This window comes from Rhizobium sp. CG5, from assembly GCF_023701945.1.
Taxonomy (GTDB): Bacteria; Pseudomonadota; Alphaproteobacteria; order Rhizobiales; family Rhizobiaceae; genus Allorhizobium.
Genome location: NZ_JABAEF010000018.1, coordinates 30,910 through 47,089, shown reverse-complemented (window position 1 = coordinate 47,089; position 16,180 = coordinate 30,910). Strand labels below are relative to the sequence as shown.

Below are 16,180 nucleotides of genomic sequence, written 5' to 3'. Positions count from 1 at the left end.
GCTTTAAGGTTAACCCGGAGGAACAATCGGGCTGGGGCGGCGTTTGTCAGCGCTGTCAGCCGCATTTTCCACAGGAAGCCGAATTTTTCATGATCCCTAAGACGTCTCTGTCGCGCCGCGCCCTGCTGTCCCTGTCCGGACTTGGCGCTGCGGCCCTTCTGTCCGGCTGCGCGTCCTCCGGCGGGTGGTCCGCTCCCACCATCACCTATCGCAACCCGCCGCAGCCGCTCGGCCCCGCCAGCGGCGGGTCCGCCGAACTCGACGCCATGTATGGCGAGATGATGGACAACGGCTATGTGATCCCGGCCGTTCCGTATGAGAGAATTCCGCCGCGCTTCTATCGCCAGCGGGTCGTCGATCCGACCGGCCAGCCGCCGGGCACCATCGTCGTCGATACGCCGTCGCGCTTCCTCTATCTGGTGGAGCCGGGCGGCACGGCCATGCGCTACGGCGTCGGCATCGGCCGCCAGGGCTTTTCCTGGCAGGGCGAGGGCGTCATCCAGTGGCGTCAGAAATGGCCGAAATGGACGCCGCCGGACGAGATGATCGCCCGCCAGCCGGAGCTTGCGCAATATTCGTCGGCCAATGGCGGCAAGCCGCCGGGTCTCGACAACCCGCTCGGCGCCCGCGCCCTCTATATCTTCCAGGGCGGCAATGACACGCTCTACCGCCTGCACGGCTCGCCGGAATGGAATTCGATCGGCAAGGCCGTGTCGTCGGGCTGCGTGCGCCTGATGAACCAGGATATCGTCGATCTCTACGAGCGCGTGCCGACCAAGGCCCGCATCATCGTCTGGCAGTAAGCTCTTAAACCTATTCTTTCGCGGCCGTCAGATGGCCGCGAAGGGATTTCAGCCGGTCGCGCAGGGTTTCCAGTTCCTGCATCGTGCAGCCGGTCGCCCGGCCGATCGACATCATCACGTCAAGCGCCTGTTCTTTCAGGGCCGCACCAGCCGGCGTCAGCGTCACCGTCACCTGCCGCTCGTCGACGCTGTCGCGTTTGCGCTGGACATAGCCGGCCTGTTCCAGCCGCTTCAGCAGCGGCGACAGCGTGCCGGAATCAAGCCCCAGCATCTCGCCGATTTCCTTGACCTGCTGGCCGTCCTTTTCCCAGAGCGCCATCATCACGAGATATTGCGGGTATGTCAGCCCCAGCGGCTCCAGCAAGGGCTTGTAGGCGCGGTTCAGCGCCAGCGAGGCGCCGTAGACGGCAAAACAGAGCTGCCGATCGAGCGTCAGCTCCTTCTCAAGCACCGGATCCTTCATGGCCTTGCTAATCTCCTTGCGTCCGTGACGTCCGATCGCCGCCGCGACATCGTCAGGTGCGTCCTGCGACGCAGTCGATGCCATTAGTGGCAAGTCTCGGTTCCGTATGCAATGTGCAAAAATGAATTGCGCGCAATTCAATTGTGCGCTATATAGCGTCTCTGACAATCAACCACAAGGAGCAATGAAATGGCTATTCTCTATACCGCCCAAGCCTCTGCCACCGGCGGCCGCGCCGGCCGTGCCGTATCCGACAACGGCGTTCTCGATGTGACGCTGACCGTGCCGAAGGAAATGGGCGGCGATGGCGCCACCGGCACCAATCCCGAGCAGCTGTTTGCCGCCGGCTATTCGGCCTGCTTCCTCGGCGCGCTGAAATTCGTCGCCGGCAAGGAAAAGGTCAAGCTGTCGGAAGACACCACCATCACCACCCGCGTCGGCATCGGCCCGCGCGAAGACGGCACCGGCTTCGGCATCGACGTTGCCATCAGCGCCAACCTGCCGGGCATCGACAAGGATGTCGCCGAAAAGCTGGTCGCCGCCGCCCACATCGTCTGCCCCTACAGCCACGCCATGCGCACCTCCACCGAAGTGCCGGTCACGGTCGCCTGATCAGGCGGGGGGCGTCGGGCAGACGATCCGGCCGGACGATCCACCGCAAGCAAGCCGGCAGCGATCCGGGCTCCACCTCCCCCTTGAGGGGGAGGTCGCGCGGCACGCGCGGGTGGGCGTGACCTTTTGACGTCGGTCGTCGTGGCGATCACCCCACCCCGGAGCTCCGCTCCGACCCTCCCCCTCAAGGGGAGGGTGGAGAGCTGCAACCTTCGGCGTGTCCGGGGCCGCGTTCCTTTTGGGGCGCCGCCACAAAAAATCCTTGTCTACAGAAAAATATCGCCTATATTCTCTCTGCAGAGAGGATCGCGCCATGTTGCACCAACTCGAGCCCAAAACCGCCCCCGTCAGCGCCGAAGCGCTGACCGTGACCAAGGCGACCGTCAATGCGGCCGAGCGGCTGGGGCTATCGGCCCGTCAGCTGTCCGCCGTGCTCGGCCTGTCGGAGGCCAGCGTGTCGCGCATGAAGAAGCTCGAGTTCAAGCTCGAGCGCGGCAGCAAGCCGTTCGAGCTGGCGCTGCTGTTCATCCGGCTGTTCCGCTCGCTCGATGCGATTACCGGCGGCGACGAGACGGTGGCGCGCCACTGGCTGCGCAATGCCAATTCCGTTCTGGCCGGCGTGCCGGTCGACAAGATCGTCACCATTTCCGGATTGACCGATGTCCTTGCCTATCTGGACGCCCGCCGCGCTCTCGTCTGAGGCGCGGAATCTCACCGGCGCCTGGTGGCGGCTGGTCGAGGCGCAGCACCAGGTCTCCACCATGAAGCTGGTCGATACCGTCGACGAGCAGGTTCTGCTCGAAAGCCTGCTGGAAGAGACCAAGCCGGCCTTTCCGCCGGATTGCGCCGGGCTCGATTATCTGCTCGCCACCCCCTTCCGCTATGGCGGCGTCTATCCGAACGGCTCGCGCTTTCGCCGTGCCGGGCGCACGCTCGGCGTCTATTACGCGGCCGAGCGGGTCGAAACGGCGCTGGCCGAAATGGCCTTCTACCGGCTGCTGTTCTACAGCGAATCGCCCGCCACACCGCTGCCGGCCAATGCCGCCGAATACACCGCCTTTTCCGCCTTGATCCAAACATCGGCCGCCCTCGACCTGACGCAGCCGCCGCTGCTCCGTGACGCGGCCGCCTGGACCGATCCGGTAAATTACGAGGCCTGCCAGGCGCTCGCCGACAGCGCCCGGACCGCCGGCCTGGCGGCAATCGTCTACCGCTCGGTGCGCGACCCGGCCGGCGGGCGCAACGTCGCACTCTTGAGCGCCGGCGCATTCGCCGCCCGTGAACCCGTCGAACGCCAGACCTGGCGCATCCGCCTGGCGCCGACAGGCGTGCAGGCCCTGTGCGAGTTCCCCCGCCAGCGCTTAGGCTTTGCCATTGCCGATTTTTCCAGCGACCCGCGCCTCAAAGACTGGGGCAGGGCGGTCAAGCCTTGAGGGCCAGCAACCCCTTAGCGCGAAATCTCCAGCAGATCCTGCCGCAAGCCCTGCGCATTACCGGAGGAGAGCTCGGCTTCGACGGCGGCGTGGGTGGATGCCCAGATCGGCAGGGCGGCCGACAGGATGGCGGTGCCTTCCGCGGTCAGCCGCAGCCGCTTGCCGCGTTTGTCCTTCGGATCCGGCTCGATCGCCACCCAGCCGCGCCGCGTCAGCGGCTTCAGCGCGGCCGTCAGCGTGGTGCGGTCCATGGCGAGCAGATTTGCGACCGGCCCCATCGGCGGCGGCTCCGGCCGGTTCAGCGCCATCATCAGCGAAAACTGGCCATTGGTCAGCCCCAGCGATTTCAGCGCCGTGTCGAAGCGGCGGGCCAGCGCCCGTGCCGCCCGCTGCGCATGCAGGCACAGGCAGGTATCGCGGACATGGAGGGTGGTCGAAAAAGGAATCACAGGCTGGTTTGACATTAGCCATTTATGTTGATATCAACGTAAAAAGTCAAGGAAAACCATCAGGCTTGAGGAGGCGAACATGGATCATCCTGTAGTGACGCGTGAGGAATGGCTTGAGGCCCGCAAGGTGTTGCTGTTGCGGGAAAAGGAGGAGACCCGCCTGCGCGACAAGGTCCGCGCCGAGCGCATGGCGCTTCCCTGGGTCAAATTAGAGACGGATTATGTCTTCGATACCCCGTCGGGCCCAAAGTCGCTGGCCGAGCTGTTCGACGGCCGCAGCCAGCTGATGGTCTATCATTTCATGCTCGGGCCGGATTGGGAGGCGGGTTGCCCCGGCTGTTCCTTCCAGGCAGACCATTTCGACGGCACCCTGCCGCATCTCAATCATCACGACGTGACGCTGGTCTGCGTGTCGCGCGCGCCGCTCGCCAAGATCGACGCCTACAAGCGCCGCATGGGCTGGAAATTCCCCTGGGTCTCGTCCCATGGCAGCAGTTTCAACAGCGACTACCATGTCTCCTTTTCGAAAGAAGAGCTGGCGTCCGGCTCGGTCTTCTACAATTACCGCCAGACGCCGACCGACAAGGCCCATGACGAACTGCCGGGCCTCTCGGCCTTCTACAAGGATGAGACGGGCCAGGTCTTCCACACCTATTCGAGCTATGCCCGCGGCGGCGAGGAACTGATCGCCACGCTGATGATCCTCGACCGGGCGCCCAAGGGCCGCAACGAGGACGAGACGATGAATTTCGTGCGCCGTCACGACGAATACGAGGAGCAGCCCAAGGCCGCCGCCGCCTGCCACTGAGCCGAGATGGGAGGAAACACCGTGGAGTTTCCCAAGCCGCAGGACGAACACCGCGTCCTGGAAAAACTTCTGGGCACTTGGGTGGTGACCGAATCGACCAGCCACGAAGGTTACGACCCGAACGACCCGGCCATGCGCTGGACGGAGGAGGTCCGCTCGATCGGCGGCCTCTGGTATCTCTGCGAGGGCAGGGGTGCCATGTCGGATGGTACGCCGGCCTCGATGGTGATGACGATCGGCTACGATCCGGCCGCCGGCCACTATGTCGGCAGCTGGATCGGCTCGATGATGATGAATATGTGGGTCTACAAGGGCTGGGTCGCGCCGGATGGTCTGACCCTGACGCTGGAGGCCGAAGGTCCGGATTTTGAGGACCCGTCGAAAGCAAACCTTTATCGCGATGTCATCACCTTCATCGATGCTGACCATCGCCGCCTGACCGGCAGCGTGCGGCAGCCGGACGGCACGTTCAAGACATTCATGCGCAGCGAATTCAAGCGCGCCTGAGACAGGCGCCCCAGCCATAATCAAGAGGGAAGATTTTCATCATGCAGGGAAGTTTCGTCTGGTACGAACTGATGACCACCGACATGGCGGCGGCGGCAAAATTCTATGGCGACGTCGCCGGCTGGCAATGCAAGGACAGCGGCATGCAGGGCATGTCCTACAGCCTGTTCAACATTCCGGGCTATGACATGGGCACCGCCGGCCTGATGGAGCTGACGGCGGAGATGCGAGCCCGCCAGATCCCGCCCAACTGGACCGGCTATGTCGCCGTCGACGATGTCGATGCCAAGGCCGGCGCGTTTGCAGAAGAAGGCGGCACCGTGCACATGGCGCCGCACGATATCCCCGGCATCGGCAGGTTTGCCGTGGTTGGCGATCCGCAAGGCGCCGTCATCTGCCTGTTCAAGCCCAATATGCCCGATGGCCCGCTGCCGCCGGAGCCGGACGCAAGCACTCCGGGCACCTTCGGCTGGAGCGAACTGATGGCCGAAAACGGCGAGGAGGCCTTTGCCTTCTACGCCAAGATGTTCGGCTGGCAGAAGGACACCGCCGTCGATATGGGGCCGTTGGGCATCTACCAGCTGTTCGGCCTGGGCGGCCCGGCCATCGGCGGCATGATGACCAAGCCGGCGGATGTGCCCATGCCGTTTTGGGGCTATTATATCAATGTCGAAGCGATCGATGCCGCCGTCGAGCGGGTCAAGGCGGGCGGCGGCCAGGTGATCAACGGGCCGATGGAAGTGCCGGGCTCCGCCTGGATCGTCCAGTGCCTCGATCCGCAGGGCGCCTATTTCGCTTTGGTGTCGATGGAGCGCTGAGGTTTCGCCCGTTTGCCTGCCGGCGCGTATCGGGTTGCCGTCAGCCGGTCCGATACGGCGCTGGTCTTGCTGTCGATATAGCCGCTGGCCCGCAGAAAGCTGCGGATCAGACTGTCGCTTACCGTCTTGAACGGACCCTTGCCATAGACGCACCAGATTGGCAGGCCGCCATGGGTCTGCGACACCAGCAGGGCCTCGCCAAGATCCGCCTCCTCACGCAGGACGGCTATCAGCATGGCCGCCTCGCCGGCCGATGGCACGACCGCCCCGGCAAGCGCCTCGCAAAGCGCCGCATCGTCGAGAGGTCCCAGCACATGGGCCGGGGTGTCAGGGCCGACGCCGAGCTTGTGGGAAAGGGTCGGCAGCGGCTTCTGCAGGACGCTGGCCCATTTGACGGCTTCGGCATGGCCGAGATCCAGTTCCAGCGGCTCGCCACCGGCCATCATCGACAGGGTATCGCCATGGGCGCGGATATCCGACAGGGTCGATCGGGGAAATCTGGCGCGCACCGCGCCGTGCAGGATGAGGCAATCGCTTTCGAGCAGGGCCTTCACCGTGCCCGATTGCCCCTTCCAACGGCCGTTCCCCAGCGCTTCCCGTCCCATCGCCCTTGCTCTTCCAGCATGTCGCCACCCCGGCAGCCTCGGCGATCTGCGCAAAAATTGCAAGGCTCCGCGCCGGCACAGGCCGGGACGGACAGACGCGGCAAACGTCAGAGCATCCGCTGGCGCTGTCTACTGCGCCAGACCGGCGTCACACCGGCTCGAACACCATCGAGTGGCCGTTGATGCAGTAGCGCAGGCCGGTCGGCTTCGGGCCGTCGGGAAAGACGTGGCCGAGATGCCCGCCGCAGCTGGCGCAGCGGATTTCGGTGCGCACCATGCCAAAGGCCGTGTCCTTGTGCTCGGTCACCGCCCCCGGCGTCACCGGCTCGAAATAGCTCGGCCAGCCGCAGCCGGCATCGAACTTGGTGTCGGAATAGAAGAGTGCCGTATCGCAGGCCGCACAGCGATAGAGCCCCTTGTCGAACTGGTCCCAATAGGGTCCGCTGAAGGCCCGCTCCGTGCCGTGCTCGCGCAGGATGCGATACTGGTCCGCCGTCAACTGCTCGCGCCATTCGGCATCGGATTTTTCGATTTTTGGTGTTGTGGTGTCGTTCATGGCAATGCCTCCGTCTGTTGGCAGATAGATAGGTCGTGAGACGGGCGGCGGCAATGTTTGTCTTTTGAAACAGGATCATTCTGTGTGGACCTGATTGGCATCCATTTTCAGGTCCTTGCCCCTCACCCCTGGAGCAACAAGTTGCTCCGACCTCTCCCCGCAAGCGGGGAGAGGGGACGTGCCTTGAATTAGGCACCGCATCTATCGGCGTCTGGTGGCAACGCCGTCTGCGAAGGCTCGGCCTTCTCCCCGCCTGCGGGGAGAAGGTGGCGGCAGCTCAGGCGCAACGCGTTGCGCCGGGGATGAGGGGCAGGCCCCACCTGACTTCCTCGTGATCACTGCCGTAAAAACCGGCAAAACGCCGCAAAGGCCTTGAGGCAGTGGCACCTTTGGCCTAACAGGGACACTCGCGGTTCTGCCGGGCTTTTGCCTGGCGCGGGATGTACGCCAACAGGGAGACACCATGTTTGCTGACAACGCTGGTCTGACATTGCTGGCTCTGCTGCTGCCATTTGCGGCAGCCCTTGCCGCTCCCCTGCTCACCAGACGTCTCGGCCACAATGCCGCCTGGGTACTGGCTCTGGTGCCGGCCTTCGCCTTCCTGCATTTCCTGAAATTCCTGCCAGAAATCGCCGCCGGCGAGGTGGTGACCGGCGGTTATGCCTGGGTGCCGAGCTATAATTTGAGCTTTTCCTGGTATCTCGACGGCCTGTCGCTGACCTTCGCTTTGCTGATCACCGGCATCGGCGCGCTGATCGTGCTTTATTCCGGCGGCTACATGAAGGGCCATGCCCATCAGGGGCGGTTCTTCTCGTTTCTGCTGCTGTTCATGGGCGCCATGCTCGGCGTCGTGGTCTCCGACAGTTTCCTGATGCTGTTCATCTATTGGGAGCTGACCTCGATCACCTCCTTCCTGCTGATCGGCTTCGATCATCATCGCGAGCGCTCGCGCCGCGCCGCGCTGCAGGCGCTGGTGGTGACCGGCGGCGGTGGATTGGCGCTGTTGGCCGGGCTGATCCTGCTGTGGAACATCTCCGGCGTCACGCAGCTGTCGCTGCTGCTGCACACCGGCGATATCGTCCGCGCCAGCCCGTTCTACCTCGCTGCGCTTTTCCTGGTGCTGGGCGGCGCCTTTACCAAATCGGCGCAGTTTCCGTTCCATTTCTGGCTGCCCAATGCCATGGAAGCGCCGACCCCGGTCTCGGCTTATCTGCATTCCGCCACCATGGTCAAGGCCGGCGTCTATCTGCTGATGCGGCTGAACCCTGTGATGGGCGAAACGCCGGCCTGGGAAATCCTGCTGCCCTTCTTCGGCAGCATCACGCTGATCGTCGGCGCGGTCATGGCCATCCGCCAGACCGATCTGAAGCTCATGCTGGCCTATACCACCGTCGCCTCGCTCGGGCTCTTGGTCATGCTGACCGGCTTCGGCTCCGAACATGCGATTGCCGCAGCCGTGCTCTATCTGGTTGCCCATTCGCTGTTCAAGGGCGCCCTGTTCATGGTCGCCGGCCTGATCGACCATGAGACGGGCACCCGCGACGTGACGAAACTCGGCGGCCTGCGAAAAGCCATGCCGATCACCTTTATAGCGGCTCTCTTTGCCGCGATCTCGATGGGCGGCCTGCCGCCCTTCTTCGGTTTCCTGGCAAAAGAGGAGATCTATGCGGCCCTTGCCCATGGCGATCCGCGCTCGGTGGTCTTCACCGTGGTCGCCATATCAGGCAATGCGCTGATGCTGGCGATCGGTTTCGCCGTGGCGCTGAAACCGTTCTTGGGCGCGAAGGTCGAGACGCCGAAACACGCCCATGAAGGCCCGGTTCTGCTCTGGCTCGGGCCCCTGGTGCTGGCGCTCACAGGTCTTGCCGCCGCCCTGTTCTCCGGTCTTGCCCATACCTATATCTCGTCGCCGATGGCCAGTGCCGTCTCGGGCGTGGCAACCGTCATCGACATCAGCCTGGCGCCGCATATCGGCCTGCCGCTGGCCTTGTCGGTGCTGACAGTGGTGATCGGCGCCGTGCTGTTCCTGCTGATCGACCGGGTGCGCGCCGCCGTCGCCCATCTGCTGGAGGCGATCGGCGCCGGCCCCGACAAGGGCTTCGACATCTGCATCGAGGCGCTGGTGCGCTTCTCGTTCAAGGTGACGCGCCTCGTCCACAACGGCCGGCTGGAATTCTACGTCACCTTCACCTTTGCCCTGGTGGCGCTGGTGCTGATCCTGCCGCCGATCCTCTATGGCGAACTGCCCGACCTGCCGGTCTGGCCGGCCGATGTGCGGTTTCACGAGCTGACCTTCTTTGCCATCGCCATTGTCGGCCTGTTTGCCGTGCTGGCCGCCAAGGACCGCCTGACCGCCATCGTCTCGCTCGGCATCCAGGGTTTTGCCGTGGCGATGATCTTCCTGCTGTTCGGCGCGCCGGATCTGTCGTTCACCCAGTTCATGGTCGAAACCCTGTCGGTGGTGATCCTCGCTTTGGTCATGACCCGCCTGCGCCTGTCGCCGTCCGATCACCGGCCGCTGCATCAGGTCCTGCTCGACAGCACCATCGCCATTGCCTGCGGCCTCGGCTTTGCCATGCTGCTCTTGAAAGCCACCCAGCTGCCCTTCGACCCGACCCTGACCACCTTCTTCAACACCTATTCCAAGGTCATCGCCCACGGCGCCAATGTCGTCAACGTCATCATCGTCGACTTCCGCGGCGTCGACACGCTGGGCGAAATCTCCGTGGTGATGATCACCGGCCTTGCCATCCTGGCGCTGATCCGCATCCGTGTGACGGGGGGCAAGGCATGATGGTGGTCATGCTCTGGCACCCCCCTCTGCCCTGCCGGGCATCTCCCCCTCAAGGGGGGAGATCGACTCGCGGCGATGCCCCCACGTCATTCGCTGACCTGAAGGACCTCGGCATTCAGGATCTGACGATGCGAAATGGTTCAGGGCTAGATTCGAGGCAGACCGTGTCCGCAAACCGATCTCCCCCCTTGAGGGGGAGATGGCCGGCAGGCCAGAGGGGGGTACTCCGCCCGCTGCCATGGTCAGTCCGGATTTTCGACCTGCCATCGCCCCAGGGAGACCGCCCATGAACACCCTGATCTTCCGCACCGTCGCGCCCTATCTGACGGCCCTGATGGTGCTGTTTTCGGTCTTCGTGCTGCTGCGCGGCCATAACGAGCCGGGCGGCGGGTTTATCGGCGGGCTGATTGCCGCTTCGGCGCTGGCGATCTACGGCATCGCTTACGGCGTGCAGGCCGTGCGCCGCGCCATCGTCGTCCATCCCCTGTCGATTGCCGGCGCCGGCCTGCTGATGGCCTGCCTCTCGGGCCTGCTCTCGGCCCTGTTCGGCGTGCCCTTCATGACCGGCCTCTGGGTCTATCCTGAACTCTTCGGGGTCGAGGTGCCGCTCGCCACCGTGATGTCCTTCGATGTCGGCGTCTATCTCGTCGTGGTCGGCGCCATCACCTCCATTGCGCTGGCACTGGAAGAAAGGGATCACGACTGATGGAAGCCCTGTTTGCCGGTCTGGTCGGCATCTTCTTCGCCGCGGCGATCTATCTCATGCTGTCGCGCCATATCGTGCGGGTGCTGCTCGGCATCGCCATTCTCGGCAATGCGGTCAACCTGCTGCTGTTCACCTCGGGCCGGCTGACCCGCGAAGTGCCGCCGATCATCGGCGCCGGCCGCGATGTGCTCGGGCCGGAGGCTGCCAATCCGCTGCCGCAGGCGCTGATCCTGACTGCCATCGTCATTTCCTTCTCCTTCTTCGCCTTCCTGCTGGTGCTGTCCTATCGCGCCTATCAGGAGCTGAAGACCGACGACACCGACGAAATGCGCCTGGCCGAGCCTGAAGACCAGCCACTTCCGCCGCTGGGCTACTGACATGGGGATACCGGAATAAGTCATGGCTGCAACGCAAACGAACATCGCCGACCTCACGGTCGCCCTGGTCATGGAGCCGGCCCGCTTCGAGCAATGGCTGACCATCGCGCCCGTCGCCCTCTGCCTGACTGTCGGTGCCGTGCTGATGATGATCCGCCATAATATCAGGCTGCATGGGATGATTGCCGTGCCGGCCCTCGTCGCCCTGGTGCTGATCGATGCGCTGCTGCTCGCCCATGTCGCGGCGCAAGGGCCGATCACCTTCATGATGGGCCGCTGGCTGCCGCCCTTCGGCATCGCCTTCACCGTCGACCTGACCGGGGCGCTTTTGGCGCTGACCGCCGCCATCGTCGCCTTGGCCGGCGGCATCTATGCGCTGTCCGATATCAGCGACAGCGGCCGGCGCTATGGCTTCTATCCCTTGCTGCTGGTGCTGATGGCCGGCGTCTCCGGCGCGTTTCTGACCGGCGATATCTTCAACCTCTATGTCTGGTTCGAAGTGCTGCTGATCTCTTCCTTCGGCCTGCTGATCTTAGGCTCCGAGCGCCAGCAGATCGACGGCGCGCTGAAGTATGCCGTGCTCAACCTGATCGCCACCACCCTGTTCCTGATCACGGTCGGCTATATCTATGCGGTGTTCGGCACGCTCAACATGGCCGATATCGCCGAAAATGCCGACGGCTTGCGCGAAACGGCGCCGCTGGTGACGATCGCCGCCCTGTTCACGCTCGCCTTCGGCATGAAGGCGGCGGCCTTCCCGGTCAATTTCTGGCTGCCGGCCTCCTATCACACGCCGCGCGTCGTGGTCTCGGCGCTGTTTGCCGGGCTTTTGACCAAGGTCGGCATCTATGCGCTGCTGCGCACCATGATCATGCTATTTCCGGTCGAGCGCGAGGCGCTGAGCCTGGTGATCGCCATTGCGGCTGCCGCCACCATGATCCTCGGGGCACTGGGGGCGCTGGCCCAGAGCGATCTCCGGCGGTTCTTGGGCTTCATCGTCGTCTCCGGCATCGGCTACATGCTGGCCGGCGTGTCGATCGGCGCGCAGGCCGGCGTCAGTGCGACGATCTTTTACGCCGTGCACTCGATCGTGCTGATGATGGCGCTTTATCTGGTGGCCGGAGTGGCGGCCCGGCTCGGCGGCACCTTCGACCTGCACGGCCTGGCCGGGCTCTATCGCCGGGCGCCGGCCTTTGCCTATCTGTCGCTGGCGCTGTTTTTTGCCGGCAGCGGCCTGCCGCCGTTCTCCGGCTTCTGGCCGAAAGCCATGCTGGTCAAGGCCTCGCTCGATATCGGCGCCTGGTGGCTGACGGCGTCGATCCTGATCTCCGGCTTCGTCACCACCATCGCCTTCGGCCGGCTGTTTCTGCTCGCCTATTGGCGCCCGGCACTGGGTCCCGCCACGGCTGAAGGCCCGGATGCCGCGGCAGAAACCGACGATGCGAGCTTTGCCATCGGCTGGACATCCGGCCTGCCGATCCTGATGCTGACGGTGCTGGTGGTCTGGTTCGGGCTCTTTCCCGAACAGCTTATGCAACTGACCCAAGGGGCGGCGGCAAGCCTTGCCGATCCGCGCGCCTACCTGCGATCCGTCTTTCCGACAGGAGGCGCGCTATGATCCTCTATGCCGTCAATCTGCTCATGGCGATGATCTGGGCCGCCATCACCGGCAGCGCCTCCCTGCACAACCTGATCTTCGGCTTCTGCCTGTCGGCGCTGATCCTCGGGCTGATCCGCGAGCAGGTCAACGGTGTCGGCTACATCACCCGCTCGCTGCGCTTCCTGTCGCTGCTGGGGATGTTCTTCATCGAGCTTGCCAAATCGGCCTGGAAGGTGACGGTCATGGTCCTGTCGCCGAAGATGGACCTGAAGCCCGGCATCTTCGCCTTTCCGCTGACGGTGACGCGCGACTTCGAGATCACGCTTCTCGCCAATCTCATCACGCTGACACCCGGCACCCTGTCGGTCGACGTCTCCGAGGATGGCAAGACGCTGTTCGTCCATGCGCTCGACTGTGCCGATCCGGATGGCGCAAGACGCGATATCGCCGATGGTTTCGAGCGCAAGATCCGGGAGACTTTTGAATGATCGAGCCGCAAGCCATCATTTCGCTCGCCTGCAATATCGCCCTGGTCGTGCTCGGCATCTCCTTCTTCCTGACCGTGTTCCGCGTCGTGCGCGGCCCGACCTTGCCCGATCGCGTCCTGGCGCTCGACATGCTGGTCGGCATTGCCATCGGCTTCATCGCGGTGATGGCCATCAAGACCGGCTACACGCTCTATATCGACATTGCCATCTCGCTCTGCCTGGTCGGCTTCCTGGCAACCGTTGCCTTTGCCCGCTTCATTCTGGCGCGCGGCGTGGTCGGCGAGAAGCAAGCTGTGGATAACTCGACACCGGCTGCAAGTGCAAAACCGGCCGGCAAGGGCAAGTCCACGAGTAAATCCCGTGCCAAGTCGAAACGGCCGGCATCAACACCGTCCCGCAAAGGAGCAAAATAATGGCTTTGGCTTTCGCTCTTTTGACCGGTCTGCTGATTCTGGGCGGCGCCTTCTTCGCCCTTGTTGCCTCCATTGGCATCAATCGCCTGCCGGATCTCTATACCCGCATGCATGCCGCCTCCAAGGCCGGCACCGTCGGCTCCGGCCTGCTGCTTTTGGCCGTTGGGGTGCATGCCGGCGATATGGCGACGCTGGTTAGGGCCTTGGTCGGCTTCTTCTTCGTCATCCTGACGGCGCCCGTCTCGGCCCATCTGCTGGCCAAGGCCGCCCATCAGGTCGGTTATCCCCTGGATGCATCGTCGGTGCGCGACGAGATGAAAAATCGCCAGGGCAAACCGCCGCGCGCTCGTGGTTAATGAAACCTTAACCTCTTTCGAAGCTTAGTTTCCGGAGTGCGGCGGAAATTCTGTCCCCAGTTTAATTACAGCATCTAATACGCAAAAATTTGGGAGGCCAGCAACTGGACTTTTTTTGAAATACTGTTATCGATTTTAACGCGTTATGACCGAACGTTCCGCATTTTCAAGCTGTAGTTGCCGATTTTCTAGACGAATTGTTGTAGAGGTCGGAGTTCCATCTTTGCAAGAGAACTGTAACATACCGGAAAACTAGGATACCTGAGCACCATCAGGGCGTAACTTGACATGAATCGCTGGAGATCTAGGGGTAGGTCTCTTGTCGAGTAAAACGGGGCGATACGTGAGGCGGCAAAGGCCGACCTTTGAATTGACAGGTGCAATTCGCAATATGGTTGCGGTTGCACCGGCAGGCAGAATTGAACAGGAGAATAAAATGAGTGAAGCAGCTTATGGCGTGGAGCATGATTTGCTCGTCGAACTGACGGCGGATATCGTTGCGGCCTATGTCAGCAATCACGTCGTCCCGGTTGGCGAAATTGCCCATCTGATTTCAGACGTCCATTCGGCGCTGAGCAACACATCGTCGCCGGTACCCGTTGTGTCCGTGGTCGAAAAGCAGAAACCTGCCGTGGCCGTGCGCAAGTCCGTGCAGGGCGATCAGATCATCTGCCTGGAATGCGGCGGATCCTTCAAGTCGCTGAAGCGGCATCTGATGACCCATCATACCCTGTCCCCCGAAGAATACCGGGACAAGTGGGAACTGACCGCCGATTACCCGATGGTCGCCCCCGCCTATGCCGAAGCGCGTTCGCGCCTGGCCAAGGAAATGGGCCTCGGCCAGCGTCGCAAGCGCACCAAGTAAGCGCGATCGTCGGTCTACAGAGGAATGGCCGGGTCCTGGACCCGGCTTTTCTGTGTCGTAAACGAGGAAAATAATCCCAGAAATCGGCATCGTGATGGCGAATAACGCAATATAAACAAGGGTGGTTCCGAATGTTTATGATGTGTTCTTCCTCGCTGCCTTGCGAAGGTGTATGAATAAAATCCTATAATAGGGAGTTGTCATATGTCTTTCGAACCATCGGAATTTCACGCCGCGCCAATGGGCGCACCCCTCCCGGCCCCGGTCATGACCGCGGTCCTTTCGCCTGAGGCACGGGCCTTGTGCCTGGCCGTGCAGCAATTGACCGACGACATGCTGGGGCTGATCAGCGACCGGGTGCTGGTGCGCCGCGATCGCCGCCGCACCGCCTGCCATGTCCGCCAGATCGCCATGTATCTCTGCCATGTCGTGCTGCAGCTGTCGCTGAGCGAGATTGGCCTGGCCTTTGGCCGCGACCGCAGTACGGTCGGCCATGCCTGCGCCGTGGTCGAGGACCGCCGCGACAATCCCGCCATGGACGAACTGCTGTCGGCACTCGAACGGGTGACCGTCGCCTTCCTGAAGGCCAGGGCGGGGGAGGCGGCATGACAAAGCGGTCCCCGTTGGCGCCAGCACCGGTTGTGGCCCCGCCGGCCGAATCCGGATCGGCCAAGTCGAAACCGTCGCCGGGCGCGCTGGCGCCCGCCGATCGCAAGGCGCTGCTCCGCCTGCTGCGGCTGGCCCGCAAACCCCTGCTGGTCGACGAGGCCGACGGCGCGCAGGTCGATCTGCGCATCGCAGAAGACGATCCGCCGCACCGCTTGGCAACCCGCGTGCTGCACTTGGCGCTGAGATCAGGCCTGCTGCGCCAAACGGGCGACCGAGTCGTGGCGGGCGAGGAGGCTCTGGCCTATCTGCGGCGGGCGCTGGCCGCGCCCGGCGACGAAAGTTTCCAGGAGCAGCACCGCATGACGGTCGCTGATATGTTGCTGGATCAGGGCGAGCGCCTCGCCGTGCGCCGCAATCTCGACGAATCGCCGCTTGGCATGCTGGCCCGCCTGCGCGAAAAATCCGGCGGGTCTTACTTTCCAGCCGAGGCGATGGAGGCCGGCGAGCGGCTGGCCGCCGATTTTCACCGCGGCGGCCTGCAGCCGCGCATCACCGCCTGCTGGGAACCGCGCCTGTCGCAGAAAGCCCGCGGCCAGCGCGGCGGCCAGGCGGATCTCGCCGACAGCGCAATGGCCGCCCGCGACCGGGTGACGGCGGCCCTCAGGGCGCTCGGACCCGATCTCTCCGGCGTGGCGCTCGACATCTGCTGTTTTCAAAAAGGGCTGGAAACCGTCGAGCGCGAACGCCAATGGCCGGCCCGCTCCGCCAAGCTGATGCTGCGCACCGCGCTTATGGCACTCGCCCGCCACTACGCCCCGCCGCCGGTCCACCGGCATGGCAAACCGCACCACTGGGGCGCCGAGGATTATCGGCCGTTGCTTTAATGTTCCCTCTCCCCGCTTGGCGGGGAGAGGGCTA

General features: G+C 63.7%; 21 protein-coding genes. 17 read left to right on the top strand and 4 right to left on the bottom strand.

Features of this window, described 5'->3' with window-relative positions; genetic code table 11:
• Nucleotides 1-89: 89 nt before the first annotated feature.
• On the top strand, nt 90-803 hold the full coding sequence (locus tag HGO38_RS24105; RefSeq protein WP_250958361.1) for a L,D-transpeptidase: 714 nt from the start codon (nt 90-92) through the stop codon (nt 801-803).
• Nucleotides 804-813: 10 nt separating this feature from the next.
• Here the strand turns inward: HGO38_RS24105 and HGO38_RS24100 are convergent, their stop codons facing one another.
• Nucleotides 814-1,266 (bottom strand): MarR family winged helix-turn-helix transcriptional regulator, encoded by a 453-nt coding sequence (locus tag HGO38_RS24100; RefSeq protein ID WP_250958452.1) that lies wholly within the window; start codon nt 1,264-1,266, stop codon nt 814-816.
• A gap of 189 nt (nt 1,267-1,455) precedes the next feature.
• On the opposite strand from HGO38_RS24100, the gene HGO38_RS24095 reads away from it, so the two are divergent.
• The 3 genes from HGO38_RS24095 (at nt 1,456) to HGO38_RS24085 (ending at nt 3,311) form a co-directional block, all read left to right on the top strand.
• The gene (locus HGO38_RS24095) at nt 1,456-1,878 is read left to right on the top strand and encodes an organic hydroperoxide resistance protein (protein WP_250958360.1); all 423 of its coding nucleotides are present in this window, start codon (nt 1,456-1,458) and stop codon (nt 1,876-1,878) included.
• Between the two features lie 313 nt (nt 1,879-2,191).
• The gene (locus HGO38_RS24090) at nt 2,192-2,578 is read left to right on the top strand and encodes an MbcA/ParS/Xre antitoxin family protein (RefSeq protein WP_250958359.1); all 387 of its coding nucleotides are present in this window, start codon (nt 2,192-2,194) and stop codon (nt 2,576-2,578) included.
• On the top strand, nt 2,538-3,311 hold the full coding sequence (locus HGO38_RS24085; protein WP_250958358.1) for an RES family NAD+ phosphorylase: 774 nt from the start codon (nt 2,538-2,540) through the stop codon (nt 3,309-3,311). The genes HGO38_RS24090 and HGO38_RS24085 overlap by 41 nt, the downstream gene beginning before the upstream one ends.
• 14 nt (nt 3,312-3,325) lie before the next feature.
• On the opposite strand, the gene HGO38_RS24080 is transcribed toward HGO38_RS24085, so the two are convergent.
• On the bottom strand, nt 3,326-3,775 hold the full coding sequence (locus HGO38_RS24080) for a MarR family winged helix-turn-helix transcriptional regulator (protein WP_250958357.1): 450 nt from the start codon (nt 3,773-3,775) through the stop codon (nt 3,326-3,328).
• A 64-nt stretch (nt 3,776-3,839) separates the two neighbouring features.
• Here HGO38_RS24080 and HGO38_RS24075 point away from each other — a divergent pair, with 64 nt between their 5' ends.
• The 3 genes from HGO38_RS24075 to HGO38_RS24065 are packed head-to-tail and all read left to right on the top strand — an operon-like array spanning nt 3,840 to nt 5,893.
• Nucleotides 3,840-4,568: a DUF899 domain-containing protein gene (locus HGO38_RS24075; RefSeq protein WP_250958356.1), complete on the top strand. Its 729-nt coding sequence runs from the start codon at nt 3,840-3,842 to the stop codon at nt 4,566-4,568.
• 21 nt (nt 4,569-4,589) lie between these two features.
• A complete protein-coding gene (locus tag HGO38_RS24070) occupies nt 4,590-5,075 on the top strand; it encodes a DUF1579 domain-containing protein (RefSeq protein WP_250958355.1) in 486 nt (161 codons plus the stop codon).
• 41 nt (nt 5,076-5,116) lie between these two features.
• Nucleotides 5,117-5,893 (top strand): VOC family protein, encoded by a 777-nt coding sequence (locus HGO38_RS24065; protein WP_250958354.1) that lies wholly within the window; start codon nt 5,117-5,119, stop codon nt 5,891-5,893.
• Here HGO38_RS24065 and HGO38_RS24060 read toward each other — a convergent pair.
• Together HGO38_RS24060 and msrB are read right to left on the bottom strand one after the other, a co-directional pair.
• Complete coding sequence (locus HGO38_RS24060; RefSeq protein WP_250958353.1) at nt 5,863-6,498, bottom strand: hypothetical protein; 636 nt, start codon at nt 6,496-6,498, stop codon at nt 5,863-5,865. The genes HGO38_RS24065 and HGO38_RS24060 overlap by 31 nt on opposite strands.
• A gap of 148 nt (nt 6,499-6,646) precedes the next feature.
• On the bottom strand, nt 6,647-7,054 hold the full coding sequence (gene msrB, locus HGO38_RS24055) for a peptide-methionine (R)-S-oxide reductase MsrB (RefSeq protein WP_250958352.1): 408 nt from the start codon (nt 7,052-7,054) through the stop codon (nt 6,647-6,649).
• 463 nt (nt 7,055-7,517) lie between these two features.
• Between msrB and HGO38_RS24050 the strand changes: the two genes are divergently transcribed.
• The 10 genes from HGO38_RS24050 to HGO38_RS24005 all read left to right on the top strand — a co-directional run bounded on the left by HGO38_RS24050 (nt 7,518) and on the right by HGO38_RS24005 (nt 16,146).
• Nucleotides 7,518-9,848, top strand: a complete 2,331-nt coding sequence (locus HGO38_RS24050; RefSeq protein WP_250958351.1) for a putative monovalent cation/H+ antiporter subunit A — start codon at nt 7,518-7,520, stop codon at nt 9,846-9,848.
• 286 nt (nt 9,849-10,134) lie between these two features.
• The gene (locus HGO38_RS24045; protein WP_250958350.1) at nt 10,135-10,554 is read left to right on the top strand and encodes a Na+/H+ antiporter subunit B; all 420 of its coding nucleotides are present in this window, start codon (nt 10,135-10,137) and stop codon (nt 10,552-10,554) included.
• Complete coding sequence (locus tag HGO38_RS24040; protein WP_250958349.1) at nt 10,554-10,931, top strand: Na+/H+ antiporter subunit C; 378 nt, start codon at nt 10,554-10,556, stop codon at nt 10,929-10,931. Before HGO38_RS24045 ends, HGO38_RS24040 begins: the two co-directional genes overlap by 1 nt.
• 22 nt (nt 10,932-10,953) lie before the next feature.
• The gene (locus HGO38_RS24035; protein WP_502941630.1) at nt 10,954-12,549 is read left to right on the top strand and encodes a Na+/H+ antiporter subunit D; all 1,596 of its coding nucleotides are present in this window, start codon (nt 10,954-10,956) and stop codon (nt 12,547-12,549) included.
• Entirely contained in the window at nt 12,546-13,019 is a 474-nt protein-coding gene (locus HGO38_RS24030; protein ID WP_250958348.1) for a Na+/H+ antiporter subunit E, read from the top strand. The genes HGO38_RS24035 and HGO38_RS24030 overlap by 4 nt, the downstream gene beginning before the upstream one ends.
• Nucleotides 13,016-13,432 (top strand): cation:proton antiporter, encoded by a 417-nt coding sequence (locus HGO38_RS24025; RefSeq protein ID WP_250958347.1) that lies wholly within the window; start codon nt 13,016-13,018, stop codon nt 13,430-13,432. The genes HGO38_RS24030 and HGO38_RS24025 overlap by 4 nt, the downstream gene beginning before the upstream one ends.
• Entirely contained in the window at nt 13,432-13,788 is a 357-nt protein-coding gene (gene mnhG / locus HGO38_RS24020; protein ID WP_250958346.1) for a monovalent cation/H(+) antiporter subunit G, read from the top strand. Before HGO38_RS24025 ends, mnhG begins: the two co-directional genes overlap by 1 nt.
• A gap of 436 nt (nt 13,789-14,224) precedes the next feature.
• Nucleotides 14,225-14,653 (top strand): Ros/MucR family transcriptional regulator, encoded by a 429-nt coding sequence (locus HGO38_RS24015; RefSeq protein ID WP_250958345.1) that lies wholly within the window; start codon nt 14,225-14,227, stop codon nt 14,651-14,653.
• Between the two features lie 204 nt (nt 14,654-14,857).
• On the top strand, nt 14,858-15,262 hold the full coding sequence (locus HGO38_RS24010; protein WP_502941629.1) for a helix-turn-helix domain-containing protein: 405 nt from the start codon (nt 14,858-14,860) through the stop codon (nt 15,260-15,262).
• Nucleotides 15,259-16,146 (top strand): DUF6456 domain-containing protein, encoded by an 888-nt coding sequence (locus tag HGO38_RS24005; protein ID WP_250958344.1) that lies wholly within the window; start codon nt 15,259-15,261, stop codon nt 16,144-16,146. The genes HGO38_RS24010 and HGO38_RS24005 overlap by 4 nt, the downstream gene beginning before the upstream one ends.
• Nucleotides 16,147-16,180 lie beyond the last annotated feature (34 nt).